The organism is Acinetobacter sp. YH12086, from assembly GCF_013419345.1.
Taxonomy (GTDB): Bacteria; Pseudomonadota; Gammaproteobacteria; order Pseudomonadales; family Moraxellaceae; genus Acinetobacter; species Acinetobacter amyesii.
This window is the reverse complement of sequence record NZ_VPAF01000020.1, coordinates 1-16690: the sequence shown is the minus strand read 5'-3', so window position 1 is coordinate 16690 and position 16690 is coordinate 1. Positions and strand designations below refer to the sequence as shown.

Here is a 16690-nt window from a genome sequence, read left to right as displayed (position 1 = left end):
TTTTAAAAAGCATTAAAAATGGCGACCTAGGGTCGCCATTTTTTTAAGTATTGAGCTGGCTTCGATAGGACAGTGCTTCAGAAACGTGTTGAGCTTGAATGTGTTCACTTTGAGCCAAGTCGGCAATGGTTCTAGCCACACGTAATACCCGATGATAAGCACGTGCAGATAAATTCATGCGCTGCTGGGCTAACTGTAAAATATTCTGTGCAGTAGCATCCAAAACCGCCTGTTGTTCCAATTGCGTCGGCGTGAGTGCCATATTGGATTTTTGCTGACGCTCTATTTGTAAAGCATAAGCTTGAATGACACGATGCCTAACCGTACTTGAACTTTCAACCTCTTGTGAACTTTGTAATTCATGTGCTGCCAGTGGCGGGACATCTATATGTAAGTCAATACGATCTAATAATGGACCTGAAATACGGTTTTGATAGCGTTTAATACTTTCAGCACTACATTGACAGCGGCTGTCTTGGTTAAAGGCATAGCCGCATGGACAAGGATTCATTGCCGCGATCAATTGAAAATTTGCAGGGAAGGTGATTTGACGAGAAGCCCGTGAAATCACAATTTCTTTGGATTCGAGTGGTTGCCGTAATACCTCCAACACCTTTCGATCAAATTCCGGCAGCTCATCTAAAAATAAAACCCCTAAATGTGCCAAGGTGATTTCACCCGGTTTAGGATTTGATCCGCTGTCATTTACAATAATAGAAGCTAGTGGCATTATATAAATTCAGCTAGTTGCATGTCGTTTTGTACAGAAATAAAAGCTAGTTTTTACAATAATAAGGGCTAGTAGATTACAAAACTACAATAATAGGGGCTAGTAGATTACTCTTGAGGTCTGATATGAAAAGAATAAGTGATGAATATAGTCCCGTTAGAAAAGCCCAAACCGTTTACGGAAGTATTTCGGGGAATTACTCTTTTAGGGGAGAAAAAACGATTTGGTTTGAATCCACTTTGGAGCGTGATTTTCTTTTTAAGCAAGAATATAACAGTAATGTTATTGATGTGGTTGAACAGCCTATTTCTATTCCTTATATAACTGAATTAGGAAATGAATCGGTATATACCCCTGATTATTTGGTGCAATTTTCAAGTGCAATTTATAATGATATTGATTTCTTTCCTGCACCATTATTGATTGAAATTAAGCCTAGAAAAAAATTAAAGGAAGATTGGAATACCCTTAGACCAAAATTTAGGGCAGCTTATGCTTTAGCTTCTGAAAAGGCATGGAAATTCAAAATTATTGATGAGTCTCGTTTGTATGATCAATATTGGGAAAATATCAATTTTTTAAAAAGATTCAGACGTTCTCATGTTGATGAGGTAGATCAGAGAGTATTAATTGAAACTTTATTAAAACTAGGCTTTTCAACAGTTAATCAATTGCCTGCTTATATTTTTAAAGATGAAAAAAATGTATTAAAGGCTATTCGCCAAATATGGGTTTTAATTTCAAAAAATATACTTGCTTGCGATCTATATAACCCTTTTACTACTGAAACTGTTATTTGGGTAAATGATGGCTCTAAAGCACAAGGAGTTATTTAAATGATACAGGATGATTCAGTAAAGATTGATAGAAAACGCCTAGTTATTAAACCAAATGCAATTGTTGGTTATAAAGGTAATAAATATAAAATTATCAATATTTTAAATGCAAAAGATGTCGTGATTGCAAATTTGGAATCTGCTCGAAGTTTACAAGTGAACATAAGGGAATTATCTGTTTTAAGTGAAGATAATTCTAAGCTTAACCAAGGTGAGGATATTTCTGCTGAGTCATGGCAAATCGCTTTAGATCATTATGAAATTATTAGGGAACTCATTGACTATTCCACAGTTGAGGCGGTTAAGAAGACTGCAAGTGAACATAATCTTCATGTAAATACTATTTGGAAATGGCTTAAAGCTTACCGAGAAAACAAGTCTATCTTAGCTTTAGTCCCAAAAAAACGTGGTTGGACAACAGAAAAAACAAGGTTGTCGCCTGAATTAAATCATATTATTCAACAAGCGATCCATACTAAGTATTTAACAAGTTTAAAGCCAAGTGTTGCCAAAACAATTTTGGAAGTGAAGCTTGAGTGCTTCAAAAGAAAAATTGAACCACCTCATGACAATACGATTCGCTATAGAATTGAAGCCCTTAATGGCTATGAAGTGACTAAGGCAAGATACGGAAAAAAGGCTGCTAAAGATAAGTATGAAGCATCAGCAGGGACTTTTCCGAATGCAGACTATCCTTTGGCGTATGTGCAGATTGATCACACTCCTTTAGATATAGAAATCGTTGATGAACAATACCGTGAAACAATAGGCAAGGCATATTTGACATTAGCAATTGATGTTTTTAGTAGAATGATTGTTGGTTATTACCTTTCTTTAGAAGCTCCAAGTGCAACATCGGTAGCAATGTGTATTTCATCAGCCATTATTTCAAAGAAAAGAAAACTGCTTGAGTTAGATGTGGATGGTGAGTGGGATATCGAAGGTATTATGGATTCAGTCCATTCTGATAATGGTTCTGATTTTAGAACAAACCATCTGCATAAAGCATGTCTAAAGTACGATATTAATTGGGAGTATCGACCTATTGGTGGTGCAAAATATGGTGGGCATATTGAGCGTTTACTTGGAATCGTAAATCTTGAAATGCATGTTTTAGATGGAACGACTAAATCTAATATTTTTGAAAAAGGAACTTATGATTCCGCTAAGAATGCTTGTTTAACACTTCGTGAATTAGAACATTACATCGTCTATTGGATTGTAAATGTTTATCATAAAAGCAAGCATTCAATACTTGAAATTCCGCCACAACAAATGTGGGAAGAGGGTATTTGGGGAACAAAATTTAAAGTTGGTACTGGTTTAAAAGAAAGGGTTGCGGATGAAGCAACACTATTTTTGGATTTCGCCCCTGAATTTGAATCAACCATTCAAAGAACGGGCGTAAAAAAAGATAAACTTTTTTATTTTGCTGATTGTTTAAGACCTTGGATCAATGCGATTGATCCAACTGACGATGAGAAAAAGCGTAAAAGAAAGTTTATTTTTAAAAGAGATCCTCGTGATATTTCAATGATTTGGTTTTATGAACCGAATACAAATACATATTTTAAAGTACCTACAGCCAAACGTGAAATTCCATCAATCGGATTGCATGAATATAGACAAGTCCAAGCATATCTTAAGAGTGAGCGATTAGATACAGTTGATCAAGATGCTATTTACAGAGCAATTATTTATCTCCGTGAAAAAGTAGATCAAGCCGTGACTTTAACTAAAAAGCAACGCCGAATGAATCAAAGAAAAAAAGAGAATGGTAAGATAGTTGCTGCACTACACCATGAAAATAAAAATAATTCAGTTATCCATACAAATGTAGATGCTCCAAAGTCACAAAATAGTTTATGGGATCAAAATTTAACTGCTTTTGACGATTTGAGGTAAGACCATGAAACAATATGATTACCTTGCTGAGCATGTCCTTGACACTATGATTCTTAGTGATGCTGAAAGAATTAATATTCTTTATGAGGATCGGTGGATTGGTTATCAGAAAGCAATTGCAGTTTTGAATACACTGACTGATATTTTGAAACGACCTAGAAAATTAAGACCAGAATGTCTTTTAATTGTTGGTGATTCAAATATGGGAAAAACTAAGATTATTCATGAGTTTGCAAAAGAATACTATACTAAGAGAGTTGATGATATGGACATGCAGCTTATGTCATTGACTAAACCAGTCATTCCTATTCAAGCCCCTGCTAGGGCAAATGTAAAAGATTTATATATTAATATCTTAGATCATTTTTTTGTCCCTTTTCGTGTCACTGATCCTGAAAGCAAATTAAGGTATCAAGCAACCCATCTACTGCGTAAATATGAAACCAAAATGTTAATTATTGATGAGTTGCATAATTGTTTAAGTGGGAGTGCTAGGCAACGGCAAGAAGTGATGAATACACTTAAAACGCTAAGCAATGAACTTAGTATGAATATCATTGGTGTTGGTACTCGTGATGCATCTCTTATTCTTCATACGGATACTCAGTATGCCAGTCGCTTTGAAATTATAGATTTGCCTTTATGGAAATTGGATGCGGATTTTTTAAGACTTCTTTTAAGTTATGTTCGCTTACTTCCCCTAAAAAAATTATCAAACTTGGCATCACAAGAAATTGCGACCTTACTCTATGAAATTTCAGGTGGTAATTTTGGTGATTTAAATCGTTTATTGGTGGAATGTGCAAAAGAAGCAATATTGACTGGTAAAGAAGAAATTACCCTCGAAATTGTTAAAAAATTCAAGTGGCTTAAACCAACAGAGGGTGCTCGTAATATTCGCACTATTCAGCTTAATTCTATTTAGTATTATTGAGGGTGTAATATGCCTAATTATGCTCAAAATTGGTTTATACATACCCCCATTGAACAAGGTGAAGTATTATCATCATGGCTCATTCGTTCAGCCTTAGACATGGGATGTTCCCCTTTAACACTTATAGAAGCATTGTGGGGTAGATGGAGAGCATTAACGATTGATCTTGATCGAGGTATGACGGAAGATCGGCTTGAATTATTATTTGTACATTCTTTTGATGATAAACAAAAAATTTTGAAAACAATGCTAACTAATGTGGCTCCCTATCTAGTTAAGAGTTCAAATAGTGGATGGGTTTTAAGTTTAGGTCAGCGTAGTAGATCAAATTTTTCAGGTCGGCAGGTGTGTACTCAATGTTTTGAAAGTGATGGTAGATCAGCTTATTTACGGTTAATGTGGCGAATGGGGTGGCATTGTTGTTGTGAAAAACATCAAATAAATTTAATTGATCATTGTCCGAATTGCGGTGTAGTCATTCAGCCATTTAAAATAGATTTAGAGCATGGATCATTAGCAGTATGTTTCTCATGCCATTTTAATTTGACTTTATATCAGCCACAACCTAGCAATATTCAAATTTTAGATTTTCAAAAAAATGCAGATAACGTTTTAAAACAAGGCTCAGGTTTATATAATAATCAAAATATTTCAGCTACCGAATGGTTTGCGATTGCTCGTGCATGGATAAGTGAAATCAGATTACTTGTAGATACAGATAATATTCAACTTATTGAAATGTTTAAGAGCTTTGGTATAAATTTAAATACCATAACTCCTTTCACACCAATTGCTTTCGAATATTTAAATACAAACGAACGTATAATTTTGCTTTCCATCTTGAATGAAATTATGAAAATCCCATGTGAGTTGATTATTGACCGCTCTTATGAGTACGGGATTAGTAGTGCAAATTTTTGGGATAAGCGTAAAAAACTACCGATTCAACTTCAACAAATGAAATCAGCAATGATCAAGCCTATAAGAGTATATGCTTTACAACGTGTGAGTTCTCATAATGGAAAACCAAAAGCAAAAAAAACCGTGCAACGTAAGTGGCTTAATTTGTTAAGAAAATCAAGAAAGAAACGGAGTCATAAGCTTGGCGGAGATTAATATTGAGCAGTTATGTAATGGGTGTGAAAAATCAGTTACCCAACTAAAAAAAAGATATAAAGGGAAAAAATATTGCTCAACTTGTTATGCTCGAATTTTTAAAAAATGTCTTTGCCCAAAATGTGGGTTATCTGCTCGATTACCTAAAAATGATGATCAAGCGATCTGTAATGAATGTATTAAAAAACAACCTTGTATAAGATGCAATCAAGTTAACAGACCGATAGGAACGCTTACAGAGTATGGGGTCGTTTGTAATAGTTGTTCTGTTTATTTTAGAGAGGTTGAACGATGTGAGCGATGCAATGTTCAATCGCAAAAATTAACGAAAATATCACGCTTTAATGATGACCTCAGAGTTTGTCCGAAATGTTCAACAAGGGATTATGAAACATGTCCTTCATGTCATAAATATCGCTTGTTAGAGTTAGATGAAAAAGGAAATAAAGTTTGTAAAAAATGTATAACTCAACCGAATAAACCTTGTATTGAATGTAAAACGATGATCTCAGCAGGATGCGGTGATCTATGTGATGATTGCTACTGGATTAAAAATCTATGGTCAAAGTTCCATCAAAATATTTATTTGTTCGAGTCATCTTTTTTAAAAAAACAATATGAAAACTACGTGCTTTGGTTGGTCGATTTAGTTGGAGCACATCAAGCAGCTTTGTATTTGAATAAACATACTCATTTTTTTATTAAAACAGAAATGTTATGGGAGAGTAATATTCCTGATGCAGACCAATTATTGTTGACTTTACGGACGAGTGGACTTAGAAAGTTTGAATTAGTAACACAGTGGCTCGATCAAATGCATGGGGTAAAAATCTCAACTATAAATAAAAATGAATGTTCTGAGATAGATCAAGCCAATAAGTTGATTGATCAGTTACCGCAGCCCTCATTGGCTTTTGATGTTGTATTTGCTTATAAGCAAAAGCTCGATGAAAAAATGCATCAAGGAAAAACATCTGCTCGATCTGTAAGGCTTGCAATGAAGCCTGCTGTTGCATTGATGTTATCTATTCAGGATAAGCAATTACTGCCAGATTTGGCAAAAGTAAAAGCTTATTTAAATGAGTATTCAGGTCAGGCTGCTGCATTAACAGGGTTTATTAATTTCTTAAACGATCAATATGATACGGATATTGATTATATTTCCTTAAAGCATTCTAACTTCATAAAAGAAGCAAGTAAGCGGAAATTGGAAAAAGAATTGATCTCGATGCTCAGCCCAAATACTGATTTCAATGTCATGGTATGGGTGAAAAATGGCTTACAACTATTCCATGAGATGAGTTATCAGGATTCATTGAAGATCAAGTTGGAAATGATCGTTGAAATAAAAGATGGCTATAATGTTTTGTACAATAACCAAAATTATTGGTTGCCTAAGAACATTGATCCATCTTTTAAAAAGTAAGTCTAAAGTTTCAATACTTCGATATATAATTTAGTTTAATATTTTGATAATTCATTAATTAAGAGAAAAAAATGGGCTTAAAGGATTTGCTTGGTCTGAAAGAAAGTGATGAAAAAAAACTACGTGAAGGATTAGCACAACTTAGGGCTTTAAATGATCATTTATCATCCATGTATTCTTTGAGGTCTGACTTAAGAGATTTAACAGATAATCGGCATACTGTTAGTTCACTTTTACAAGGTGAATTAGATAAGATTAAAGCTCACCAACAAAGTTTAATTAATAAAACGAATGAGTTATCTCAACTAAAAGCCAAATTAGATGAGTCTCTAATTGCTATTGAAAAAATTCAATCTGTTTTAGCTAATGATGAAAATGGTAGTTCTATTTATTCTCGTATATTAGAAGTAACCAATGAAGATAATCTAGATATTTTGGAAGTTGAGTCCGAAAAAATTCACACAGCTTATAGTCAATTATTTGATCGAAATGGTGAGGATACTTCTAAAGTTGATCGAGTAAATTATGTAATTGATAAAATTTTAGATCAATATGACAAATTGTTTGATGAACTAAATGATAATGGTGAAACGAAAGTTAAAGAATACGAAAGAAAAATTAATGAGTTAGTTGCATACTATGACGATTTATTTATTTCTGATGATCCTGATAATAAAAGTAAAAATGAGCAGATAAATTTTCAGTTATCGAGAGTCCAAAATTTTTATGACAAAATTTATGGTAATGAAGAAAAAAACATTACTGCATTAAGTGAAGATTTGGATAAAAGGTTAGAAAATTTAAAAAATGTTGAGGAGCGAGCAAAATCAGTTATTGGATTATCAAGTGAAGCAGGGCTTGCAGGTGGTTTTGTTGTAAAAGGACAAGAAGCCAAAAAAGGACAATTCATCAGTATTATTGTATTTGTATTAGTTGTATTAGCAATTTTTGGATTTAATTTTTATTTGTTTGATAAATCAGATTTTTTGAATATGAAGTGGGATACATTCTTATTCAAATTATTGATCAACGCACCTTTGATTTGGATTGCAACAATTGCGAATATAAATTTAAATCGTTTTTCTAAATTAGAGCAAGAATATTCTCATAAAGAAGCATTGGCTAAATCTTATGAACGGTACAAAACAGAAATTCAAGAGCTTGAAAAGTTAGGAGTTACTGGTTCAGAGGAGCTTAAATTAAAACTTTTAGAAATCAATCTTGAAGCATTTAAAGTTAACCCTGCGGAACATTCTGATAAAGCTAAGCCTGATTTCTCTATATGGGATTTGATTCAGAAGAAAAAAGATGAGAAACCTAGTGAGTAATTGAAGCTCAGGTACATTTTTCTCAATGTATTGGGTAAGCAGAAGTAGAATTCAGTTATTCTGAAATTTACAATTCAAACTGTTAAACTATTTACTTACCAAGATTTTATCCGAATAACTTGTATGTATCAGAACTTACAACATAGCTTTGAAAATAGCGTAATTCTCGTTGTAGAAGATGATTATGATATTGGTGACATTCTTGAAAAATACATAAAAAATGAAAACATGAAGGTCATCCGTGCATTGGATGGACAACAAGCTTTAGAGTGCTTAAAAGCCAACTCTATAGACCTGATTCTCCTTGATATTAAATTACCCAAACTAAATGGCTGGGAAATTCTACAAATCATCCGTCAAACAAGTCATTTACCTGTCATTATGCTGACTGCCTTAGATGATCAAGTGAATAAGATCATGGGGCTAAAAATGGGTGCTGATGATTTTATTATTAAACCATTTAACCCAAATGAAGTGATTGCGCGAATACAAGCCGTACTTAGACGAAGTACAAGCCAAAATACGGAAATAACTAATATTATTCGTTATAAAAATATTGAAATTAATCCAGATCATCATCAAGTTTACATTTCAAATGGTCAAAGAAATCAGCTGCTCAACCTTACGTTAACTGAGTATAAGATACTGGTTTTGATGGCAAAAACACCAAATAAAGTCTTTACACGCAATGAATTGATCCAAAACTGTATGCCTGAAAGTGATGCTTTAGATCGCACTGTAGATAGCCATATCAGCAAATTACGCAAAAAACTTGAAGAAAATTATGTAAATGGTTTATTAATCAATGTCCGTGGCGTGGGGTATCGCTTAGATCAAAATCATGAAATTTAACTTTTTTAAAAATTCAGTTGGAATTAACTTCCAGTTTATTATCATGATGAGCCTACTCAATTTAGGCATTACGCTGTTATCTTTCATGATTGGCTATTTTGTTTATAGCTGGGCGATAAAAATAGGTTTTCTAAATACGCAAGTTATTAATTCAAATGAATTTTCAGTTACCTATGTTGACTTTATCTGGCTGTTTTTAGTGCTATTAACAGGCTTTTTTCTTTCTACTATCCTCGCCTTTAAATATGGAAAACGCTATACACAGCCAATTAGTGATTTAGCAGATGTTATTCAACAAATTCAACAAGGTAATTTAGCACTCAGAATTAAACAGCCACATCATGATATTCCACATGAAATCAAGTCCCTTATTGAGAACTTCAATGAAATGGCAAACCAACTTGAAGTATCAGTTAAGAATTCAACTGTTTGGAATGCTGCAATTGCACATGAATTACGAACACCTGTGACAATATTACAAGGTCGCTTGCAAGGTATTGTCGATGGTATATTTATTGCCGATCAAGCTTTACACCTAAGCTTATTGAACCAAGTCGAAGGCTTATCTTACCTTGTGGAAGATTTACGGACACTGACACTTATTGAAAATAAACAATTACGTTTAGAACTAGAAAAGACCAATTTAAAAGATAGTATTGAAAAATGTCTGCAGATGTTTAATGAACGGTTTCAGGTTAAAGGTTTAACTATTATTTTAAATTTGACGGATAAATTGGTTTGCGTTGATATAAGAAGGATGGAACAAGTCTTTATTGCATTATTTTCTAATTTTCTAAGATATTCGAATGCTGGACAAATCAATATTACAACGATGGCCACAGCAGAACATTGGCTATTAATGTTTGAAGATGAAGGTCCTGGTATTGATGAATCGCATCTTGCACATCTGTTCAAGCCATTCTATCGTCTGGAAGACTCTAGATCACGTCTAGATGGCGGTACTGGATTAGGCTTGGCAGTGATTGATGCAATTATTGAAGCACACCAAGGTCATATTTATTATTCTAAATCCAAAAACTTAGGTGGCAGCTGTTTTACTATTCAACTAAATCGTATAAATCGTAAGACATCAACTCATTTATAATGTGTTAAGTTCAGATCAATACGGCTTCATTTAAACCATAAATTTAAGATAAATTGATGTCTGAACTTAACCATTCTGTTTGATGATCCTCAAATAAATTTCATTACAATGAATTCTCATCTCGATATTTCGCTAGCATAAAAAATACCACAATGGAGAGTATGCCGATGATAATCCCTGCTGTTAATAATAAATTAACATGAGCTGAACTGAAGGCAATTTTACCTGCGTTAATCAATGCTGTACCTTGTTCAACGGGTAACTGGCTCGCCACTAAATAGGTATCACCAATCGATAGTCTGGCTTTTTCTGCTAAAACAGCAGTTAAATCTGACGGCACTTGAAGATGACTGCCAAATATATAGGCCATGAAAACACCAAATAAAGTAATACCTAGTCCTGTACCCAGTTCATAACCTGTACTTTCAAGTGAACCTGCCGCACCGCCCTTTTCTGCAGGTACTGAGCCCATGATCGCAATGGATGAAGCTGTTAAACCGATACTTAGAGTGAGTCCAATTGAAGCTAAAATAAAGGGAACAATAATTCCCGGATGATGAAAATCTGAATAACTCAAACTGATCAACGCAATTGCTGCCAATATTAATGAAAATGTTGCAACTAGACGCAGTCCGAATTTATTAGATAAAAATCCAGCAATAGGCCCACCAATAGCAGCAGCAACCATAATCGGAACCATAAAAAGACCAGCTTGTAGTGGTGTTAAACGAATGACATATTGCAGCTCCATCGCTAAGGTTAATTCCACACCTGCCAAAGCGCCTGCAGCAACCATTGCCATAATAATGCCTGCTAAAATAGCAGGGCGTGAAAATAGTGAAAGATCTAGCATCGGTTGAGGAGAATTCAGCTGTTTGCGTACAAATATGGTTAATAATCCAATAGAAAAAATGACTAAAGGAAGGACAATTAACAACGACTGTTTACCGCCTAAGCCTGCTTTGAGCGCATATACAAATGAAACCAAACCGAAAATTAGCAATAGCGCCTGACCAAATGCCCAATGTCCAGAGGTTACAGCTTCATTTTTGGATAATAAGAAATAGCACATTGGGGCGACAACTAACATGATTGGGACATTAATGAGGAAAACTGAACCCCACCAGAAATATTCTAACAATCCACCACCAATGAGCGGTCCAATGGCGGCACCGGCTGATCCGATTGTGCCCCAAATACCCAGCGCAATGGCACGTTCGCGACTGTCTTCGAAGGTTCTGCGAATAATACCCAATACACAGGGCATAATCATGGCACCGCCTAATGCTAATAAAGCACGTGCGGCAATCAGCATAGAAGCCGTTTGGGAAAATGCCGCAAGGACTGAGGCAATTCCAAATATAACCAAGCCAATCAGCAGAATCTTACGATTGCCGACACGATCAGCCAAAGTTCCCATCGGAACTAAAAGTCCAGCCATAAGTAATGGATAAATATCAATAATCCATAAGACTTGGTTGCTTGAGGCACTCAATGATTGGGTTAATGATGGAACCGCAACATGCAGTACAGTCATATCAATCACAATCGGCAGAAATGCAAGCACGACAGCGAGCAATATCCACCAGCGTTTCGGATCAAGATTCGTAGCTTTCATGATCAAACCTATATTGATGGTTTATTAAATCAATTCTGAAATAAAGATGTAAATGAAAGATTTGTTGTGGGCTAAACTCGTTAACCCACAGCTTTTATATTTAGCTTTTATTCTCAGTTTTGATGCTTAATGTGCCGCTTTACGTTTCGAGAATTTCTCAACCATGCTCATGACGACAATAAAGAAAATCGGTACAAAAATAACAGCTAGAATTGTTGCGCTGATCATGCCGCCAAAGACGCCTGTACCAATCGCTTTTTGAGTTTCAGAACTAGCGCCACTGGCAATGACTAAAGGAATAACGCCACAGGTAAATGCCAAAGATGTCATTAGGATTGGACGTAAGCGCAATTTAGCGGCTGCAACGGTTGCCTCCACTAAACCCATTCCTTCTTCTCTTAATGCTTTTGCAAACTCAACAATCAAAATGGCATTCTTTGCAGATAGACCAATAATCGTGATCATGCCGACCTTAAAGAAAATATCATTTGGCATACCACGTAACATTACTGCTAAAAAGGCGCCAATCAACCCTAGAGGGACAACTAGCATCACAGAGAATGGAATTGACCAGCTTTCATAAAGTGCTGCCAAGACAAGGAAAACGACTAACATCGACAACAGTAATAAAAACAAGGTTTGTGATTCCGACTGTTTTTCTTCTAGAGAAATCCCAGTCCACTCATAACCCACACCTTTCGGAAGCTGTTTAATCAAATTTTCCATCTCAGTCATGGCTTGTCCTGAAGATACACCTGCTGCTGGACTGCCAGAAATACTCAATGATGGACGACCGTTGTAACGATTGTATTGTTGTGGTGAATGTTGCCAAATGGGTGTAATTATTTCAGACATTGAAACCAATTTACCGCTTTGACTGTTCACTTTAATCTGAAGAATATCTTCAATACTCATGCGTGATTTGGAATCAAGCTGCACTATGACTTGCTGCATGCGGTCTTGATTTGGAAAGTCATTGATGTACATCGAACCCATTGAGGTTGAAATAATATCGGTCACATCACTGAAATTAACACCTAATGCCTGCAATTTATCTCTATCAATTTTAAGCTGTACAGAACTGCCATCTGGCAAACCTTCAGGATAGACCTCCGCCACGATTTTACTTTGTGCTGCTAATGCTAAAAGCTGATCTTGCGCTTCTCTTAAAGCAGGCATGCCAATATTGCCACGATCTAATAATCTCAGTGAAAAACCAGATGAGTTACCTAATTCATCAATGGCTGGTGGTAACACAGACATGGTTTGACCTTCTGAACTTTCAGCCATCGCTATATTTGCATTATTCACGACTTCTTGTGCCGTAATAGTACGCTCTTCGAATGGCAATAGATTAGTAAAATACATCGCTGTATTCTGACCAGAACCACTAAAACCAAAACCTAAGACTGCCATATTGTCTTTAATACCCGTTTCTTGGTCTAAATGATTTTGAAACTCAGCAACGACTTTACGGGTACGTTCTTGAGTTGCATCCGCAGGAAGCTGAATTGAAGTCATAAACCACCCCTGATCTTCTTCTGGCATAAACGCAGTCGGAACGTGTTTAAAACTAAAAATCAGCACAATGACAATGCCTAAGAAACATAACATTGCGAGGGTTTTATGTTTAATTACTTTAAATAAACTACGTTCGTAGCGATTGTTCAGCTTCTCAAAACTGCGATCAAACCATGCAAAAACACCTTTTTTCTGATGGTCTTGATCAATCGGTTTTAACATTGTTGCACATAACGCAGGGGTTAATGTCAATGCAAGGAAAGCTGAGAATAAAATGGAAACTGACATGGTAATGGTGAATTGGCGATAGATAATCCCCACCGAGCCTGACGCCAATGCCATCGGCAAGAATACAGCGGCTAACACTAAGGTAATACCAATAATCGGATTGGTAATTTCCTTCATGGCTTTAGATGTGGCTTCAACTGGAGATAAACTTTCTGTCGCCATAATTCGTTCAACATTCTCAATGACCACAATCGCATCATCGACAATAATCCCAATCGCAAGCACCATGCCGAACATGGTCAGCACATTAATCGAAAAACCTGCAAGTAGCATGACTGAAAATGTGCCAAGCAATGCAATCGGTGCAACGATCGCTGGAATTAAGGTGTATCGAACATTATGTAAGAAAATAAACATGACAATAAAAACTAAAGCCATAGCTTCAAGCAATGTCATGATTACTTTTTCAATCGAAACTTTTACAAAAGGTGCAGTGTCGTAAGGTATAGAGAATTTCATACCATCAGGCAATGCTAGACTTAATTGTTCAATTTTTGCTTTTACACCCTCTGCAGTCTTAACAGCATTGGCACCAGGACTCATTTGTATCGCCACAGCTGTAGAGGCTTTACCATTTTCTAAAATCGCAAAGTTATACATTTGCGCACCAATTTCGACACGAGCAACATCCGATAATCGAACAATGGCACCATTTTGTTGAGCACGTAAACTAATGTTCTTGAATTGCTCTACAGTTTCTAATTGACCTTGAGCAGTCAAAGGAATGGTGATTTGTTGCCCCTTCAACGCAGGAACATCACCAATACGACCCGGTGATATCGGCAAGTTTTGGTTTTGGATGGCTGTATTCACATCTTGAATACTCAATCCATAAGAGACCAAGCGGTCTGGATCGACCCAAATTCGCATGGCTTTCTCAGCACCAAAGTTTTGGACTTTACCAACACCTTCGACCCGTTTTAATTCTTCAATTACATAGCGAGTCATATAGTCACTGACATCAATTTCACTATATTTGCCATTTGGTGAACTCAACCCCACCATCATTAAAAAACCAGATGATGCAGCATCAACCATCAGCCCCTGTTGTCGAACTGTTTGGGGTAGGCGCGACTCAATGGCTTTAATTTTGTTTTGTACATCAACTTGTGCCAGTTCTACATCTGTGCCTGGTTTAAAGGTTGCGGTGATTGTTGCTGTTCCAGAACTATCCGAACTTGAACTGTAATACAGTAAGTTCTTGACACCTGACATTTCCCGCTCAATCAATGTCACAACACTATCATTCAGTGTCTTTGGGGTAGCACCTGGATAGATTGCAGTAATACTGATCTGTGGTGGCGCAACACTCGGAAATCTTGCAATAGGTAACTTGGGAATACTGAGTACACCTAACAAAATAATAAATAAAGCGATCACCCATGCAAAAACAGGACGCTTAATGAAAAATTGAGACATTATTTCTTGCCTCCACTTTCCTGAGTATTTGTAGGTTGCCACTGCTTAATTTTTAGTTTTTGCTCAGGCTGTATACGATCAGCGCCTTCAACAATAACTTTTTCGCCTGCTTGTAATCCTTGTGTTACTACATAGCTATTTTGATAACGTTGACCAAGCTGAATAGGCTTGCTTTGCGCTAAACCTTTTTGATTAACAATCGTAACATTGGCTTTACCATTAATATCATGTTGAATCGCTTGTTCAGGTACTAACAGCGCATTTTCAACTTGAGCTCGGCTCATATTGACTCGAACATACATGCCTGGCAAAAGTTTTTGATTTTGATTATTGACTAGAATACGAATCGTGACATCACCCGTGTCAGGATCAACTTTAGTATCTGAAAATAGGATTTCACCTGTGACATTATAAGGTTTACCCTGACTATTCAGGATTTCAACCGTATGTTTGATGTTTGACACGTCACCTTGCTGCAAAGCTTCCTGTAGCTTTTCATAATCACTAATTGATTGCTTTACATCGACGTAGACTTTATTAATCTGTTGTATTACGGCCATCGCATTGCTATCGCCTTGACCAACCAATGCACCTTCAGTCACTAAGATTTCACCAATCGTTCCTGAGATGGGTGCTGTGACAGTGGCATATTTAAGATTGAGCTGCTGTCTACTTAACATAGCTTGCATTTGCGCCACATCGGCTTTTGCTTTTTTATAATCTGCTTCCGTATTGTTGTATTCCTGCTGACTAACCGCATTTACTTTTACCAATTCAGTGTAGCGTTTTAACAGCACCTGCAAACGTGTCACCTCAGCTTGTGCACGGTTTAAAGTAGCTTGATTGCTTTTTACATCTGCCTGAAAGATTTCAGAATTTAATTTAAAAAGTGGTTGACCTGCTTGCACATAAGAGCCTTGTTTAAAAAGCACTTTATCAACAATTCCACCTACTTGCGGACGAATTTCAGCAATCCGGTAAGCTGTAACACGGCCGGGAAGATTTTCAATTACATTCATAGATTGCGGTAATACAGTGATGGTACTGACCACCACCGGCGGCATTTCTGCTGCGGACTGTTCAGCATCTTTGGATTGTGTACAGCCGATCAAAAGTACAGTTGTAATAAGTATTGAACTTATTAAATGATGACATGTTTGCATGTTTTTTCAGAGAGAGTTTTAGATGCTACTATTTTGAAATAGCAGTGTTTATGAATTGCTAATGTTATGTGGAGATTGTGTGGAGAAAACTGTTAAATGGGAAGTAATTTTAATTTGGCTGAAACTATTATTAATAATAAACACTTGATTTTGTTAAGCTAAATTATTCTTTTATAATAACTTTATTAATATTGGTTGATTGAGAAACCTGTTGGAAGTTTTAGATATATTTCATACTATTCTTTATATGAGTTATCTATTTAAAAAGAAGTAATAAAGAAGCTAATGGATCATTTTGAAGTAGAAGTTTTAAAACAAGCTGGGCAGAGTAAAACTTGAAGTGCGACATAAACCACCTAATTAATTTAAAGGGTTTATGGAGTATATAAAATTGTCATACCATCATCTTAACTTTGAAGATCGTACTGCATTAATGCTTGAGTCAAGAA

11 protein-coding genes and 1 pseudogene are annotated in these 16690 nt (G+C 35.8%); 8 read left to right on the top strand and 4 right to left on the bottom strand.

The genetic code is table 11. From position 1 onward, the window contains the following. Positions 1–43: 43 nt before the first annotated feature. Positions 44–697 (bottom strand): annotated as a pseudogene (locus FTU29_RS15495) (ATP-binding protein); the annotation flags it as partial. Positions 698–855: 158 nt separating this feature from the next. Here FTU29_RS15495 and FTU29_RS15490 point away from each other — a divergent pair. The 8 genes from FTU29_RS15490 to adeS all read left to right on the top strand — a co-directional run bounded on the left by FTU29_RS15490 (position 856) and on the right by adeS (position 10232). Further along, positions 856–1566 carry a TnsA endonuclease N-terminal domain-containing protein gene (locus tag FTU29_RS15490; RefSeq protein ID WP_038346575.1) on the top strand — a complete coding sequence of 237 codons (711 nt, stop codon included), beginning with the start codon at positions 856–858 and terminating at the stop codon, positions 1564–1566. Next, entirely contained in the window at positions 1567–3471 is a 1905-nt protein-coding gene (locus FTU29_RS15485; protein WP_107008552.1) for a Mu transposase C-terminal domain-containing protein, read from the top strand. A gap of 4 nt (positions 3472–3475) precedes the next feature. Then, positions 3476–4396, top strand: coding sequence for a TniB family NTP-binding protein (locus tag FTU29_RS15480; RefSeq protein ID WP_020752720.1), 921 nt, complete (start codon positions 3476–3478; stop codon positions 4394–4396). A gap of 18 nt (positions 4397–4414) precedes the next feature. Next, entirely contained in the window at positions 4415–5521 is a 1107-nt protein-coding gene (locus FTU29_RS15475) for a TniQ family protein (protein ID WP_020752721.1), read from the top strand. Next, positions 5508–6947: a hypothetical protein gene (locus FTU29_RS15470; protein ID WP_020752722.1), complete on the top strand. Its 1440-nt coding sequence runs from the start codon at positions 5508–5510 to the stop codon at positions 6945–6947. Before FTU29_RS15475 ends, FTU29_RS15470 begins: the two co-directional genes overlap by 14 nt. A gap of 71 nt (positions 6948–7018) precedes the next feature. Further along, positions 7019–8275: a hypothetical protein gene (locus tag FTU29_RS15465; RefSeq protein ID WP_020752723.1), complete on the top strand. Its 1257-nt coding sequence runs from the start codon at positions 7019–7021 to the stop codon at positions 8273–8275. A gap of 123 nt (positions 8276–8398) precedes the next feature. Then, positions 8399–9127, top strand: coding sequence for an efflux system response regulator transcription factor AdeR (gene adeR / locus FTU29_RS15460; protein WP_020752724.1), 729 nt, complete (start codon positions 8399–8401; stop codon positions 9125–9127). Continuing rightward, entirely contained in the window at positions 9117–10232 is a 1116-nt protein-coding gene (gene adeS / locus FTU29_RS15455) for a two-component sensor histidine kinase AdeS (protein ID WP_107008550.1), read from the top strand. The genes adeR and adeS overlap by 11 nt, the downstream gene beginning before the upstream one ends. Before the next feature lie 103 nt (positions 10233–10335). On the opposite strand, the gene FTU29_RS15450 is transcribed toward adeS, so the two are convergent. The 3 genes from FTU29_RS15450 to FTU29_RS15440 form a co-directional block, all read right to left on the bottom strand. Continuing rightward, positions 10336–11850: an MFS transporter gene (locus tag FTU29_RS15450; RefSeq protein ID WP_020752726.1), complete on the bottom strand. Its 1515-nt coding sequence runs from the start codon at positions 11848–11850 to the stop codon at positions 10336–10338. A 126-nt stretch (positions 11851–11976) separates the two neighbouring features. Next, positions 11977–15081, bottom strand: a complete 3105-nt coding sequence (locus FTU29_RS15445; RefSeq protein WP_269465455.1) for a multidrug efflux RND transporter permease subunit — start codon at positions 15079–15081, stop codon at positions 11977–11979. Continuing rightward, positions 15078–16241, bottom strand: coding sequence for an efflux RND transporter periplasmic adaptor subunit (locus tag FTU29_RS15440; protein WP_077109212.1), 1164 nt, complete (start codon positions 16239–16241; stop codon positions 15078–15080). The genes FTU29_RS15445 and FTU29_RS15440 overlap by 4 nt, the downstream gene beginning before the upstream one ends. Positions 16242–16690 lie beyond the last annotated feature (449 nt).

Excerpts from the sequence above, each read along its gene's own strand:
- FTU29_RS15490 (WP_038346575.1), top strand. The coding sequence starts at position 856 with ATGAAAAGAATAAGTGATGAATATAGTCCCGTTAGAAAAGCCCAAACC.
- FTU29_RS15485 (WP_107008552.1), top strand. The coding sequence starts at position 1,567 with ATGATACAGGATGATTCAGTAAAGATTGATAGAAAACGCCTAGTTATT.
- FTU29_RS15480 (WP_020752720.1), top strand. The coding sequence starts at position 3,476 with ATGAAACAATATGATTACCTTGCTGAGCATGTCCTTGACACTATGATT.
- FTU29_RS15475 (WP_020752721.1), top strand. The coding sequence starts at position 4,415 with ATGCCTAATTATGCTCAAAATTGGTTTATACATACCCCCATTGAACAA.
- FTU29_RS15465 (WP_020752723.1), top strand. The coding sequence starts at position 7,019 with ATGGGCTTAAAGGATTTGCTTGGTCTGAAAGAAAGTGATGAAAAAAAA.
- adeR (WP_020752724.1), top strand. The coding sequence starts at position 8,399 with ATGTATCAGAACTTACAACATAGCTTTGAAAATAGCGTAATTCTCGTT.
- adeS (WP_107008550.1), top strand. The coding sequence starts at position 9,117 with ATGAAATTTAACTTTTTTAAAAATTCAGTTGGAATTAACTTCCAGTTT.
- FTU29_RS15450 (WP_020752726.1), bottom strand. The coding sequence starts at position 11,850 with ATGAAAGCTACGAATCTTGATCCGAAACGCTGGTGGATATTGCTCGCT.
- FTU29_RS15440 (WP_077109212.1), bottom strand. The coding sequence starts at position 16,241 with ATGCAAACATGTCATCATTTAATAAGTTCAATACTTATTACAACTGTA.